This window comes from Streptomyces sp. NPDC087422, assembly GCF_044744145.1.
Taxonomy (GTDB): Bacteria; Actinomycetota; Actinomycetes; order Streptomycetales; family Streptomycetaceae; genus Actinacidiphila.
In genome coordinates this window covers 148,362-160,735 of sequence record NZ_JBIUXT010000017.1, presented here as the reverse complement: position 1 = coordinate 160,735, position 12,374 = coordinate 148,362, and the positions used below count along the sequence as shown (strand labels likewise).

Genomic DNA, 12,374 nt, shown 5'->3' with positions numbered 1-12,374 from the left:
CGGTTACATTCCGAACCCGGAAGCTAAGCCTTTCAGCGCCGATGGTACTGCAGGGGGGACCCTGTGGGAGAGTAGGACACCGCCGAACAATCTTTATGGACCCTCGGTCCTGGCCTAAGCGCTGGGACCGGGGGTCTTTTTTCGTTGTTCTTCGGTGCGCGTCCTCTCCGTCATGGCGAGAGACTCGCACTACAGCAGTACGATCCGACAGGAGTCACGTCGATGCCCAACTCGCCTGAAGACCGGCCCGAGCGTCCCGAACGCCGGGACTCGCGCCCGAACGGCGGCGGCGACCGCGGGGGTTACCGCAGCAGCGGTCCGCGGCGGGACGGTGACCGTCCCACCGGCGGCTTCCGTCGCGACGATCGACGTGACGACCGTCCGCGGGGCCCGCGTCGCGAAGACGACCGTGGCGGCTACCGCCCGCGCGACGACCGCCGCGACAGTGGTGGCCGTCCTCCGGCCGGCGGCGGCTACCGCCCCCGCGACGACCGCCCCCGCGACGACCGTCCGCGCCAGGACCGCCCCCGCGACGACCGCTCCGGCGGTGGCGGCGGTGGCTTCCGCCCGCGTGACGACCGGCCTCGTTTTGACCGTCCGCGCGAGGACCGTCCCGGCGGTGGCGGTGGTTTCCGTCGTGACGACCGTCCGCGTGACGACCGGCGCGACGACCGTCCCCGTGGCCCGCGCCGTGAGGACGACCGCGGCGGCTACCGCCCCCGCGACGACCGTCCCAGGGACGACCGTCCGCGCCAGGACCGCCCCCGCGACGACCGCTCGGGCGGTGGCGGCGGTGGCTTCCGCCCGCGTGACGACCGGCCTCGTTTTGACCGCCCGCGCGAGGACCGTCCCCGTGACGACAGGCCCCGTGACGACCGTCCCCGCTTCGACAGGCCGCGTGACGACCGGCGCGACGACCGGTCCGGCGGCGGCTTCCGTCCCCGTGAGGACCGGCCGCGCTACGACCGCCCGCGTGATGACCGCCCCGGTGGCGGCGGTGGCGGGTTCCGCAGGGACGACAGGCCCCGCGACGACCGTCCCCGTTTCGACGGCCCGCGTGACGACCGCCCGCGCGGTCCGCGCCGCGACGACGACCGTCCCCGTTTCGACCGGCCCCGCGACGACCGTCGCGATGACCGCCGTGACGACCGTCCGCGTGGCCCGCGCCGGGACGACGACCGGGACCGTGGCGGCCAGGGGCGTCGCCCCGTGGTCGAGGGCCGCGGCCGGTTCGAGAACCGGGGCAGGGACGACCGCCGTGAGGAGCGGGAGCCCGTCCGCAGGCTGCCGATCCCTGACGAGGTCACCGGCCACGAGATCGACCCGAGCGTGCGCCAGGAGCTGATGAGTCTGCCGAAGACGCTCGCGGAGGACGTGGCGCGCAACCTCGTCATGGTGGCCCGGCTGCTGGACGAGGAGCCCGAGCAGGCGTACGCGTACTCGCGCGTCGCGCTGCGTCTTGCGTCCCGCGTCGCGGCCGTCAGGGAAGCGGCGGGCTTCGCGTCGTACGCCAGTGAGCGGTACGCCGAGGCGCTGGCCGAATTCCGGGCGACCCGGCGGATGACCGGCACCGTCGACCTGTGGCCGGTGATGGCGGACTGCGAGCGCGGTCTCGGCCGTCCGGAGCGCGCGCTGGAGATGGCGGGCGCCCCCGAGGTGCACAAGCTGGACAAGGCGGGCCAGGTCGAGATGCGCCTGGTCGCGGCCGGGGCCCGGCAGGACATGGGCCAGGACGAGGCCGCGGTGGTCACCCTCCAGAGCTCCGAGCTGGCGTCCAACGCCGTGCACCCGTGGACCGCCCGCCTGCGGTACGCCTACGCGGACGCGCTGCTGCGCGTCGGCCGTGAGCGCGAGGGTCGCGACTGGTTCGCGAAGGCGCTCGAAGCCGACCACAACGGCACCACCGACGCCTCCGACCGCCTCGCCCAGCTCGACGGCGTGGAATTCGTCGACGCCATCGACGAGGACGACGCGGCCGAGTCCGAGTCCGAGCCCCAGCGGCCGGACACGACGGACGAGGCGGCGGACGACGAGGACGACGCCGACGACACGGACGACGACGTTTCGGACGAGGACGACGACGAGACCTCCGAGACCTCCGAGGAGCCCGCCGGCGGTACCGACGAGTCCGCGCAGGACGAGGACGACTCTGACGACGAGGACGACGACGAAAGCGCCCACGACGCAGAGGGCTCCGACGACGCCGAGAAGGCCGAGCAGAAGGCCGAGGCGGCCGACGGCGCCGCCCCGTCCTCCTTCCTCGACTCGCCGTTCCGCGAGCCCGCCGCCCACGGCGAGCCGAAGAGCGACGACGAGGACTGACACCCGCACGCGTCCCACGTGAAAGGGCGGCACCCGCACACCGCGGGTGCCGCCCTTTCGTATGCCCGGCTACGACCCGGCCGCGCCTCGACTCCGCCCCACCTCCGACCCGGCTCCGCCCCGACCCGGACGAGGCGCCGGATCAGTCGAGTTCTACGCTGCGCATCACTAGTCCGCTCGCCGGTTTCGGGCCGAAGGACGTGGACTTGCGAGGCATGGTCACGCCCTGGCGGGCGAGGTCGCGGACGACGTCCTCGTGCACCGGGTGCATGAGGACGGCCGTGCCGTGCAGCCGTTCCGCGAGGCCGACGGCGGCGGCCGTGTCGTGGATGTAGCGGATGTCCTCGGGGGAGTCGGGGACCTTCCAGACGTCGTCGAGCAGCAGGCTGTGCAGGACGGCGGCGTCCAGGCGGCGCCATTGCGCGGGGCGGTCGGCCGGTACGCCGAGCTCGATGGCCGCCGGGTCGGGGCGGTCCAGCAGGTGGAAACCGCCGTCGCCCGCGAGCAGGAAGGCGTTGCCGTCGTCCGCCGCCTGCGCCAGCGCGTCGAGCGCGCCGGCCAGCGAAGGACCGGGCAGCGGCCGTACGCGGAAGGTGGTGCGGGCGGCCTCCAGCGCGTCGGCCAGCGGCAGCCGGGGCAGGACGCGGTGGATGGCGCGTACCCGCAGCGGGTAGCGGGCGGTGTCGACCAGCAGGACGAGGCCGTAGTCCCAGGGGGTGCCGGGGCGGTGGGCCGACTGGAGCAGCCGGTAGGTCGCCCAGCGGTGGTGGCCGTCGGCGATCAGGGCCTGGTGGGACGCGAGATCGGCCTCGACAGCCGCGTGGTCGGCGGGGTCGGTGAGCGCCCACAGCCGGTGCCGTACCCCGTCCTCGGTGACCGTGGCCAGCAGCGGCTCGGCGTCGGCGGCGGTGCGGTCGATGACGGCGGCCGTCGCGTCGCCCTGGCGGTAGGACAGCAGCAGCGGCTCCAGATTGGCGCCGGTCGCGCGCATCAGGGCCGCGCGGTCGGCGACCGGGCCGGGCATGACGTCCTCGTGCGGCAGGACGACGCCGTCCTCCGGCGGTGTGAGCCGCAGTGCGCCGATCACCCCGCGCTGGAGGTGGTCGCCGTCGCGCTGTTCGTAGACGTAGAGGGCGGGCAGCGGGTCGGCGGCGAGGACGCCCTCGTCGAGCCAGGCGGTGAGGGTCCTGGCGGCCTTGCCGTGCCGGGCGGCCGGTGTCTCGGCCTCGGGGAGGATGAGCCGGACGACGTTGTGCGGGTCGGCCGTCTCCAACCGCCGCTGGCCGTCGGGGCGTACGACGACGTCGTACGGCGGTGAGGTCACCGCGGCCAGGCTGCCGACGCGCTGTCGTACGTAGCGGAGCCCGCGGAAGGGCTTCAGACGCAGGCCGTGCTCGCCGTTGAGTCCGGAGTTGGTCATCAGCGCATGCTATGTCCGGGGCGGCCATGAGGGATGATCGGGGTCATCGACGACACCCCGAGGAGCGAGCCCGTCATGACCCACCGGACCAGTCCGAACGGCACCGAAGGACCGCTGGACACGGCGTACGACACGGCGCTCCTCGACCTCGACGGGGTCGTGTACGCGGGCGGTGACGCCATCGCGCACGCGGTCGAGTCGCTGGCCGCGGCGAGCGGGCACGGGATGCGTCTCGCCTACGTGACGAACAACGCCTCGCGTACGCCGCAGGCCGTCGCGGAGCACCTCACGGACCTCGGGGTGCCCGCGGAGGCCGACGAGGTGATCACCTCGGCGCAGGCGGTGGCGCGGCTGATCGCCGATCAGGTGCCGGAGGGGGCGAAGGTGCTCGCGGTGGGCGGCGAGGGGCTGTTCGCGGCGCTGCGCGAGCGCGGGTTGCGGCCGGTGGAGTCGGCGGACGACGAGCCGGTGGCGGCCGTGCAGGGGTACGGGCCCGACCTGCGGTGGTCGCAGCTCGGGGAGATGGCGTACGCGGTGAACCGGGGCGTGCCGTGGTTCGCGTCCAACACGGATCTGACGATTCCGAGCGCGCGCGGGATCGCGCCGGGGAACGGCGCGGCGGTGGAGGTCGTACGGATCGCGACCGGCGGTGAGCCGCAGGTCGCGGGGAAGCCGCTGCCGCCGATGCACCGCGAGACGGTGATCAGGACGGGGGCGAAGCGGCCCCTGGTGGTGGGGGACCGGCTCGACACGGACATCGAGGGCGCGTACGCAGGCGAGGTGGATTCGCTGCTCGTGCTGACCGGGGTGACGGACGCGGCCCACCTGCTCGCCGCCGAGCCGCGCCACCGTCCCACGTATGTTGCCGCCGACCTGCGCGGGCTGCTGGTCGCGCAGCCGGAGGTCACGGCGGCCGACGGTGGCTTCCGCTGCGGGGGTTGGACCGCCTCCGCCACCTCGGACGCGCTCGTGCTCGACGGTGACGGCGACGCGCTCGACGGACTGCGCGCGCTGTGCGCCGCGGCCTGGACGTCGGCGGGCGACGGCACATGCGGCCTGGACGCGGACAAGGCACTGGCGCGGCTGGGCCTTTGAGCCTGGCTGGGACTTTGCGGCAGGCCGGGGCTCTGAGGCGGGCCGGCGCTCTGAGCCCGGCCGGGGCTCTGAGGCGGGCTCCATGATGCGGGCCCGGACCGGCACTTGAGCCCGGCTGACCCGCGCGGGCGCGTCTGACCGCGCCGCACCCGCCCGCCTGACGCGGTGCGCGCCATGCGGTGCGCGCCCCGTGGCGCGCGGCCGGGTCAGGCGTCCGCGTCCGCCGTGGCCTCGCTCTTCGCGCCCGCCTCGGCCTCGGCTTCGGCTTGTGCGACGGCCGCCGCCAGCAGGTCGTCCTCGGTGACGCCGTGCCGCCAGTAGCCGGTGAATTTGATCGCCTTGCGGTCGATGCCGCGGTCGTTGACCAGGTGGCGGCGGAGCGCGCGTGCCGAGGCGGCCTCGCCCGCGATCCAGGCGTAGGGGGTGCCGGGCGGCAGGTCCCCGGCGTCGCGGACGGCGGCCAGCAGCGCGGCGGTGCGGTCGGCGCCGGGGTGCTCCCGTACCAGCCAGGTGATGTCGGCGTCGGCGTCGGTGGTCAGCGGGATGCGGTCGTCGGGGTGGGCGACCTCGATCCAGACCTTGACGGGCATGCCCGCGGGCAGCCACTCCAGGATGCTCGCCACGGCGGGCAGCGCGGTCTCGTCGGCGGTCAGCAGCACCCAGTCGGTACCGGCGGGCGGCTGGAAGTCGACGCCGCCGTTGTCCTCGCCTGCCGGGGCGAGGATGCTCACCGGATCGCCGGGCTTGGCCTGTTGGGCCCAGCGGGAGGCGGGGCCGAGGTCGCCGTGCAGGGCGAAGTCGATGTCGAATTCCAGCGGGTCGCGGCGGACCGCGCGGATCGTGTACGTCCGCATGATGCCGCGGACGTCGGGGTCGAGGGCGCGCCAGTCGGCGTACCAGTCGGCGCCGAGCGGTTCCGGCAGCACCGGGCGGGTCTGGCCCCGCTGCGGCAGGAAGAGCTTGAAGCGCTGGTCCCGGCCGCCGCTCACGACGCCGGCCAGGTCGTCGCCGCCGAGCACGATCCGTACCAGAGTGGGCGACAGCCGCTCGGTGCGCAGGACGCGGGGGTGGAAGAAGAGGTAGGGCGCGGTGGACACGGCGTCAGCTCACCTTCTTCGCACCGGCGATGGCCTTGGTCAGCGCCTCGATCTGGGCGGCGCACTTGTCGTACGAGAAGATCGGCTCGCTCGGCCAGCCGATGACCTGTCCGGCCTTGACGGCGGCCAGTTGCGCCCAGGTGGGCTTGGCCGCCAGGTCCTTGGGCTGGAGGGTCGCGGTGCGGTTGTCGAGCATGATGATGTCGGGCTTGTACTTGTCGGCGTTCTCCCAGCTCAGCGTCTCGAAGAAGCCGCCTTCGACCTTGTCGGGGACGATGAAGTCGACGCCGAGGCTCTTGTAGTAGCTGAGGTCGGACGCGGAGGGCGGGGTCGAGACGTAGAAGGAGTCGGCGCTGCCGGAGGCGGCCATCACCTTGATGCCGCCGGACGCCTTGGCGGCGGCGCGCAGATCGGCGGACGCCTTCTCGAAGCGGGCCTTGGCGGCGGCGTTGGTGGTCGAGTTCATGTCCGCGCCCAGGGACGCGGCGAGTTCGGCGTACCGCTGGAGCGGGGTGGTGATCGGGACGCCCTTGAGGCTGATGCCGACGCTGGGCGCGATGCCGAGGATCTTCTTGGCGCTCTCGTCCGGCACGTACCAGAGGGTCGGCGCCTCGTACATGTGGCTGATCAGCAGTTGGGGGGAGAGAGCCGCGTACTTCTCGATGTTGAACTCGCCCCAGGTGTTGCCGACCACGGTGAGCTTGCTGACGTCGAGGTCGCCCGCCTGGGCGTCGGCGCCGCCGCCCTTGACCGTGGTCGGGCCGAAGACGCCGACGCACTCGACGCCGTAGTCGTGCAGCGCGGCGGCGGCGCCGACGTAGGCGACCAGTTTGGCGGGGGTCTTGTCGAGCTTCACCGTGGTCTTGCGGTCGTCGGTGAAGGACCAGGGGCCCGCGGGGGTCTTGGCGCCGGAGTCCGCCGTGCCGCCGGAGTCGGCGCCCGAGTCCTTGGAGTCCTTGTCGGAGGAGCCGCCGCAAGCCGCGAGCAGGGCGCCGATACCGACGGAGCCGCCCACGGCGAGCACGCCGCGCCGCGACATTCCGGACATGGGTGAGAAACGAGGGGGATTCATCAAGACAGCCGCTCTGCTCGGAGTTGAGGTGGCCAGGTTAGGCTAACCTAATCACCGTGTTGGTCGATCGTCACTCCCCACCCGCTCCGGTCACCGGACAGCAGGTCGCCGGCCCACCGGCCGTCGAACGCCGCGGCAGCGTCGCGCGGGCGAACGCGAAACGCGCCGCCGGACTGCTCGCCGCCGTCGGCCTGCTGGTCGTCGTGGCCCTCGCGAGCATCGCCATCGGCGCCAAGGACATACCCGTCGACCAGGTCTGGCACGGGCTGTTCCACTACGCGGGCACCGACAACGACGTGGTGATCCGCAAACTGCGGCTGCCGCGTACGGTCCTCGGACTCCTCGTCGGCGCCGCGCTCGGTGTCGCGGGCGCGGCCATGCAGGCCCTCACCCGCAACCCGCTCGCCGACCCCGGACTGCTCGGCGTCAACGCGGGCGCCGCGGCGGCCGTCGTCTCCGCGATCAGCTTCTTCGGCGTGACCAGCATGAGCGGTTACGTGTGGTTCGCCCTCGGCGGCGCGGCCGTGGTCTCGGCGCTGGTCTACGTCATCGGCGGCAGCCGGTCCGCGACCCCGGTCCGCCTCGCCCTCGCGGGCACCGCCGTCACCGCCGTGCTCCAGGGCTGGACCACCGCCGTCGAACTCAGCGACAACGCGGCCCTGGACCGGATGCGCTTCTGGCAGGTCGGCTCGCTCGCCGCCGCCGACATGGCGACCGTCCGCTACGTGACCCCGTTCCTCCTGGCCGGCGCCGTACTCGCGTTCATCAGCGGCCGGCCGCTCAACGCCGTCGCGCTCGGCGACGACACCGCCCGCGGCCTCGGGGCCAAACTGACCCGCACCCGCGTGCTGGTGATGATCTCCATCACGCTGCTGTGCGGCGCGGCCACCGCCGCCTGCGGGCCCATCGTCTTCATCGGCCTGATGGTGCCGCACGTCGTACGCGGCATCACCGGACCCGACATGCGCTGGATCCTGCCCTACGCGGCCGTGCTGTCACCGGTGCTGCTGCTCGGCGCTGACGTGGTCGGACGGCTCATCACCCGCCCGGCCGAACTCCAGGTCGGCATCGTCACTGCGGTCCTCGGCGGACCGGTCTTCATCGCCCTCGTACGCCGCCGAAGGATGGCCGAACTGTGAGAGAACCCGTACTGCGCACCCGCGGCGGACTGTCCGTCCGGTTCGACCGGCGCGCGGCCGTCGTCTCCTGCGTCCTGCTGCTCGCGGCCCTCGCCGTCTCCGTCGTCCTGATCGGCACGGGCGACTACGCCATCGCCCCGCTCGACGTCGTCCGCACCCTGACCGGACACGGCACCGCCGCCCAGGAGTTCATCGTCCGCGACCTGCGGCTGCCGCGGGTGATCGTGGCGCTGCTCGTCGGCGCCGCGCTCGGCATGGCGGGCGCCGCCTTCCAGACCGTCTCCCGCAACCCGCTCGGCAGCCCCGACGTCATCGGCTTCGGCCAGGGCTCCGCCGCGGGCGCGCTGATCGTCATCGTGCTGCTCAAGGGCAGCGCCTACCAGGTCTCCATCGGCGCGGTCGCGGGCGGACTGCTCACCGGCATCGCCGTCTACGTGCTGGCCTGGAAGCGCGGGGTGCACGGCTACCGGCTGGTGCTGATCGGCATCGGCGCCTCGGCCGTGCTGTCGGCCGTCAACAGCTATCTGCTGGTCAAGGCCGACTTCGTGGACGCCGCCCGCGCGATCGTCTGGATCACCGGCTCCCTCGACGGCCGCGACTGGGACCAGGTCTGGCCGCTGCTCGTCGCCTGCGGCGTCCTCATGCCCCTGCTGCTGTCCCAGGGACGCGCGCTGCGGATCAGCGAGATGGGCGACGACGCGGCGGCGGCGCTGGGCGTCCGCGTGGAACGCACCCGGCTGATCGTCGTACTCGGCGCCGTCCTGCTCACCGCGTCCGCCACCGCGGCGGCGGGCCCCATCGCCTTCATCGCGCTGACCGCGCCCCAACTGGCCCGGCGCCTGACCCGTTCGCCGGGTGTCTCGCTGCTGTCGTCCGCGCTGTTGGGCGCCGCGCTGCTCGTCGCCGCCGACCTGGCCGCCCAACGCGCCTTCGGCTCAGGCCAGGTGCCGGTCGGTGTCGCCACCGGCGTGCTCGGCGGCGGCTATCTGCTGTGGCTGCTGATCGCGGAGCGGAGGGCCGGACGGATATGAGGACGCGTACGGAACGCGAGGAGCGTACGGAGAACGCGCGGAGCGCGGTCGGCCCGGAACGTACGCAGGGCACGTCGGACCCGGAGCGTACGCAGGGCGCGGCCGGCCCCGAGCGTACGGCGCTCACAGCGCGGCTGAGACCGCGCCGCGACGGCCGACGGAAGCAGCCGCGGCCACCGGCAGACACCACCCGCCAGACCCCTTCGGCAGAACACGGAGCGTCCCGCATGACCCGCCTCGCCGCCGAGTCCGTCACTCTCGCGTACGACCAGCGGGTCATCGCGAAGGAGCTGTCGGTCGCCATACCCGACCAGTCCTTCACCGTCATCGTCGGACCGAACGCCTGCGGCAAGTCGACATTGCTGCGCGCGCTGTCGCGGCTGCTGAAGCCGGCCGCGGGCCAGGTCCTGCTGGACGGCCAGGCCATCGGCACGCTGCCCGCGAAGGCGGTCGCCAGGACGCTGGGGCTGCTCCCGCAGAGCTCGGTGGCGCCCGACGGGATCACCGTGTCGGGGCTGGTGTCGCGCGGCCGGTACCCGCACCAGGGGCTGCTGCGGCAGTGGTCGCCCGAGGACGAGCGAATCGTCGACGAATCGATGGCGGCGACCGGCGTCACCGCCCTGGCCGATCGCTATGTCGACGAACTGTCCGGCGGACAGCGGCAACGCGTCTGGATCGCCATGGCCCTCGCCCAGCAGACCCCGCTGCTGCTGCTCGACGAGCCGACCACCTTCCTCGACATCCAGCACCAGCTCGACGTGCTCGACCTCTGCGCGGAACTCCACGAACAGCGCGGCCGTACGCTCGTCGCCGTCCTGCACGACCTCAACCAGGCCGCGCGCTACGCCACTCACCTGATCGCCATGCGCGACGGCCGGATCGAGGCGCAGGGGCCGCCCGCCGAGATCATCACCGCGGAGCTGGTGGAGCGGGTCTTCGGGGTGCGCTGCCGGATCATCGAGGACCCGGAGAGCGGTACGCCGCTGGTGGTGCCCGCCGCGCGGCGGGCCGGTGCGGTGGCGGCCGGCGCGACCCTCACCGACGCCGAGCCGGGCCAGGACTCGGAACCGGCTCCCGGCGTCAAGTCCGGTACGGGCTCCGCCCCCCTCGATTCCGTGCCCGGTTCCGGGCCTGGTTCCGTGCCGGGGGCCGGGCCTGATGCCGTGCCAGGCGCGGGGCCGGGTTCGGTGTCGGATTCCGGGTCAGGTTCCGCGCGTGGCTCCGCGTCGGCAGCCGGTTCCGTATCCGTATCCGGTGACTCCGCGCCCGGCCCGCTTACAGCAGAGACCGCAGACGCAGGACGTCCCGCAGGCCGGCCTGGAGCTTGACCCGGCCGCTGCCCCACGCCTTGGCGAAGTTCAACTCGCCGCCGACCAGGGCGACCAGGTCGTCGCCCGACATGGTCAGCCTGATCTGCGCCTTGTCGGCGGGCGTGCCCGGCACGGTCGTCACGTCCTCGATCCGGCCGCCGGACAGCCGCCCCACGAAGGTCACGTCCAGATCGGTGATCCGGCAGCTCAGGGAGCGGTCCATGGCGGCGGCTGAGCGCACGCCGCCCTCGGCGTCGGCGAGGTTCGCCGCCAGTCGGTCGAGCGCGCTGCGGCACTCCTCGATCGTCGCCATCGGTGCGGTGTCCTTCTGGATCGTGCCGGATCGTGCGCGGTCCGCGCGCACGTCCGGACGACGCTACCGCAGCACCGCGGGGCACCGTGCTCGGGCCGCGGTCGCGATACGCGGTAGCGTCGTGACCGGATACGTCAACGGCGAGGCGAGGAGTGTGAGCGATGCGGGACGCGCTGCGTACCTGTCTACAGATCGCGGGCGGCCTGACCGAGGCCACCCGGCGGCGCACGATCGACGCGGCGAGGGAGCTGCTCGACCAGACGGGAATAGACGTCGACGCCGTCCAGCGCAGGATCGGCTCCGCCATTCCGGCCGAAGTCCAGACCCTCGCCGACGAGCTGATGGCCTCGGGCCGGGCCAACCGCGACCTGCTCCTCGGGCTCATCCGGGACGAAGTCGACAAGACGATGAGCCGGGTCGGCCGCCTCGCCGACGAAGTGACGAAGGTCGGCGTCGTCCTCGAAACGCTCGAACGGCGCATCGGGAACCTGGAGTCCACCGACGAGGACGCGGCCGACAGCGGTGCCGGGCAGGCCCGGCCCTCGGAGGCGCCTTCCCGGCGCGGCGCCGCCCCGCCGGTCCAGCACGTCAAGGTCGAGCCGGACGCGGCGCCCGCCGCCGCGCCCGCGAAGAAGGCGGCCCCGGCCGCGGCGACCGCTCCCAAGGGCACGGCGTCGACCGCGGTCCGCAAGGCGGCGGCGAAGAAGGCGCCTTCGGCGCGGAAGACGGCGGCCAAGAAGTCGGCGACGACTCCTTCTCCGGCCGCTCCGGCTTCCCCGGCTTCCCCGGCCTCTCCGGCGGCGAAGAAGGCCGCCCCGACCCGGAAGACCGCCACCGCGGGTACGGGCCCGGCCGCCACGAAGACCGCGTCCGCCAAGAAGGCCGCGGCCAAGAAGACCGCGCCCGCGAAGAAGTCCGCCACCCGCAAGACCACTCCGGCCAGGCCCACCCCGGCCCAGGCGGCCCCTCCGGCGCCCGCGGCCCCCGCGACGCCGGAACAGCCGGAAGGCACCGCCCCGGCGAAGAAGGTGACGGCGAAGAAGGCGACACCCGAGAAGACGGTGGCCAAGAAGACGGCAGCCAAGAAGGCCCCCGCGGCGAAGAAGGCGTCCGCCGTCAAGAAGACCGCCGCGGTGAAGAAGTCGGCGACGGCCAGGACGGCCACGACGAAGAAGGCCGCGGCCAAGAAGGCGCCCGCCGCGAAGAAGGCCACGCCCGCGAAGAAGTCCGCACCGGGGCCTGAGGCGGGTAACGGCGGTGAGTGACCTCGATTTCGGGCCGTCCGGTGCCGCACCGGCACCGGACGGCGACGAGGCGCCGGACGCCGTACCGGCGCAGGACGCCGACGCGGTCGGACCGGCGTACGGAGCCGTTCACGCCCTGCCGGAGGCGGCCGGTCCCGTACCGCTCGGCGTGGTGCTGCGGGAGACGGGGAATGCCGACGTGGACGCGGCGGTTGCCCGGCTGTCGGACGCCGACGAACTGCCGACCGCGGGACACATAGAGGTGTACGAGGACGCGCACCGCGGATTGCGGGACGCACTCGCCGCGCTGGACGAGAACAGGAGCTGAACC

11 protein-coding genes, 1 rRNA gene and 1 pseudogene are annotated in these 12,374 nt (G+C 73.5%); 8 read left to right on the top strand and 5 right to left on the bottom strand.

Annotation, left to right across the window (positions count from 1 at the left end; translation table 11 throughout):
- Positions 1 to 88: ribosomal RNA gene (gene rrf, locus ACIO6U_RS34745) — 5S ribosomal RNA — on the top strand; the annotation flags it as partial.
- Positions 89 to 189: 101 nt separating this feature from the next.
- Here the strand turns inward: rrf and ACIO6U_RS34740 are convergent.
- Complete coding sequence (locus ACIO6U_RS34740; RefSeq protein ID WP_401725268.1) at positions 190 to 1,314, bottom strand: hypothetical protein; 1,125 nt, start codon at positions 1,312 to 1,314, stop codon at positions 190 to 192.
- A gap of 15 nt (positions 1,315 to 1,329) precedes the next feature.
- Between ACIO6U_RS34740 and ACIO6U_RS34735 the strand changes: the two genes are divergently transcribed.
- On the top strand, positions 1,330 to 2,322 hold the full coding sequence (locus ACIO6U_RS34735) for a hypothetical protein (protein ID WP_401725265.1): 993 nt from the start codon (positions 1,330 to 1,332) through the stop codon (positions 2,320 to 2,322).
- A gap of 142 nt (positions 2,323 to 2,464) precedes the next feature.
- On the opposite strand, the gene ACIO6U_RS34730 is transcribed toward ACIO6U_RS34735, so the two are convergent.
- Complete coding sequence (locus tag ACIO6U_RS34730) at positions 2,465 to 3,742, bottom strand: DUF1015 domain-containing protein (protein ID WP_401725262.1); 1,278 nt, start codon at positions 3,740 to 3,742, stop codon at positions 2,465 to 2,467.
- Between the two features lie 75 nt (positions 3,743 to 3,817).
- On the opposite strand from ACIO6U_RS34730, the gene ACIO6U_RS34725 reads away from it, so the two are divergent.
- Positions 3,818 to 4,837 carry an HAD-IIA family hydrolase gene (locus ACIO6U_RS34725; RefSeq protein ID WP_401725259.1) on the top strand — a complete coding sequence of 340 codons (1,020 nt, stop codon included), beginning with the start codon at positions 3,818 to 3,820 and terminating at the stop codon, positions 4,835 to 4,837.
- Positions 4,838 to 5,043: 206 nt separating this feature from the next.
- On the opposite strand, the gene ACIO6U_RS34720 is transcribed toward ACIO6U_RS34725, so the two are convergent.
- Both ACIO6U_RS34720 and ACIO6U_RS34715 read right to left on the bottom strand, forming a co-directional pair.
- Complete coding sequence (locus tag ACIO6U_RS34720) at positions 5,044 to 5,934, bottom strand: siderophore-interacting protein (RefSeq protein WP_401725256.1); 891 nt, start codon at positions 5,932 to 5,934, stop codon at positions 5,044 to 5,046.
- Between the two features lie 4 nt (positions 5,935 to 5,938).
- The gene (locus ACIO6U_RS34715) at positions 5,939 to 6,982 is read right to left on the bottom strand and encodes an ABC transporter substrate-binding protein (protein WP_391048636.1); all 1,044 of its coding nucleotides are present in this window, start codon (positions 6,980 to 6,982) and stop codon (positions 5,939 to 5,941) included.
- Positions 6,983 to 7,179: 197 nt separating this feature from the next.
- On the opposite strand from ACIO6U_RS34715, the gene ACIO6U_RS34710 reads away from it, so the two are divergent.
- From ACIO6U_RS34710 to ACIO6U_RS34700, 3 genes and pseudogenes are all read left to right on the top strand, one after another.
- Positions 7,180 to 8,145: an iron chelate uptake ABC transporter family permease subunit gene (locus ACIO6U_RS34710; RefSeq protein WP_355333618.1), complete on the top strand. Its 966-nt coding sequence runs from the start codon at positions 7,180 to 7,182 to the stop codon at positions 8,143 to 8,145.
- Positions 8,142 to 9,176, top strand: coding sequence for an iron chelate uptake ABC transporter family permease subunit (locus tag ACIO6U_RS34705; protein WP_391048633.1), 1,035 nt, complete (start codon positions 8,142 to 8,144; stop codon positions 9,174 to 9,176). The genes ACIO6U_RS34710 and ACIO6U_RS34705 overlap by 4 nt, the downstream gene beginning before the upstream one ends.
- Positions 9,177 to 9,403: 227 nt before the next feature.
- Positions 9,404 to 10,201: pseudogene (locus ACIO6U_RS34700) on the top strand (ABC transporter ATP-binding protein); the annotation flags it as partial.
- 250 nt (positions 10,202 to 10,451) lie between these two features.
- On the opposite strand, the gene ACIO6U_RS34695 reads toward ACIO6U_RS34700, so the two are convergent.
- Positions 10,452 to 10,799 (bottom strand): SCP2 sterol-binding domain-containing protein, encoded by a 348-nt coding sequence (locus ACIO6U_RS34695; protein WP_355333615.1) that lies wholly within the window; start codon positions 10,797 to 10,799, stop codon positions 10,452 to 10,454.
- 161 nt (positions 10,800 to 10,960) lie between these two features.
- Here ACIO6U_RS34695 and ACIO6U_RS34690 point away from each other — a divergent pair, with 161 nt between their 5' ends.
- Both ACIO6U_RS34690 and ACIO6U_RS34685 read left to right on the top strand, forming a co-directional pair.
- Positions 10,961 to 12,064: a histone gene (locus tag ACIO6U_RS34690; RefSeq protein ID WP_401725252.1), complete on the top strand. Its 1,104-nt coding sequence runs from the start codon at positions 10,961 to 10,963 to the stop codon at positions 12,062 to 12,064.
- Positions 12,057 to 12,371 (top strand): hypothetical protein, encoded by a 315-nt coding sequence (locus ACIO6U_RS34685; protein ID WP_391048627.1) that lies wholly within the window; start codon positions 12,057 to 12,059, stop codon positions 12,369 to 12,371. The genes ACIO6U_RS34690 and ACIO6U_RS34685 overlap by 8 nt, the downstream gene beginning before the upstream one ends.
- Positions 12,372 to 12,374: the final 3 nt, after the last annotated feature.

Bases quoted from the DNA above. Each gene is read 5' to 3' on its own strand.
- ACIO6U_RS34730 (WP_401725262.1), bottom strand. From the start codon at position 3,742: ATGACCAACTCCGGACTCAACGGCGAGCACGGCCTGCGTCTGAAGCCC.
- ACIO6U_RS34725 (WP_401725259.1), top strand. From the start codon at position 3,818: ATGACCCACCGGACCAGTCCGAACGGCACCGAAGGACCGCTGGACACG.
- ACIO6U_RS34715 (WP_391048636.1), bottom strand. From the start codon at position 6,982: ATGTCCGGAATGTCGCGGCGCGGCGTGCTCGCCGTGGGCGGCTCCGTC.
- ACIO6U_RS34695 (WP_355333615.1), bottom strand. From the start codon at position 10,799: ATGGCGACGATCGAGGAGTGCCGCAGCGCGCTCGACCGACTGGCGGCG.
- ACIO6U_RS34690 (WP_401725252.1), top strand. From the start codon at position 10,961: ATGCGGGACGCGCTGCGTACCTGTCTACAGATCGCGGGCGGCCTGACC.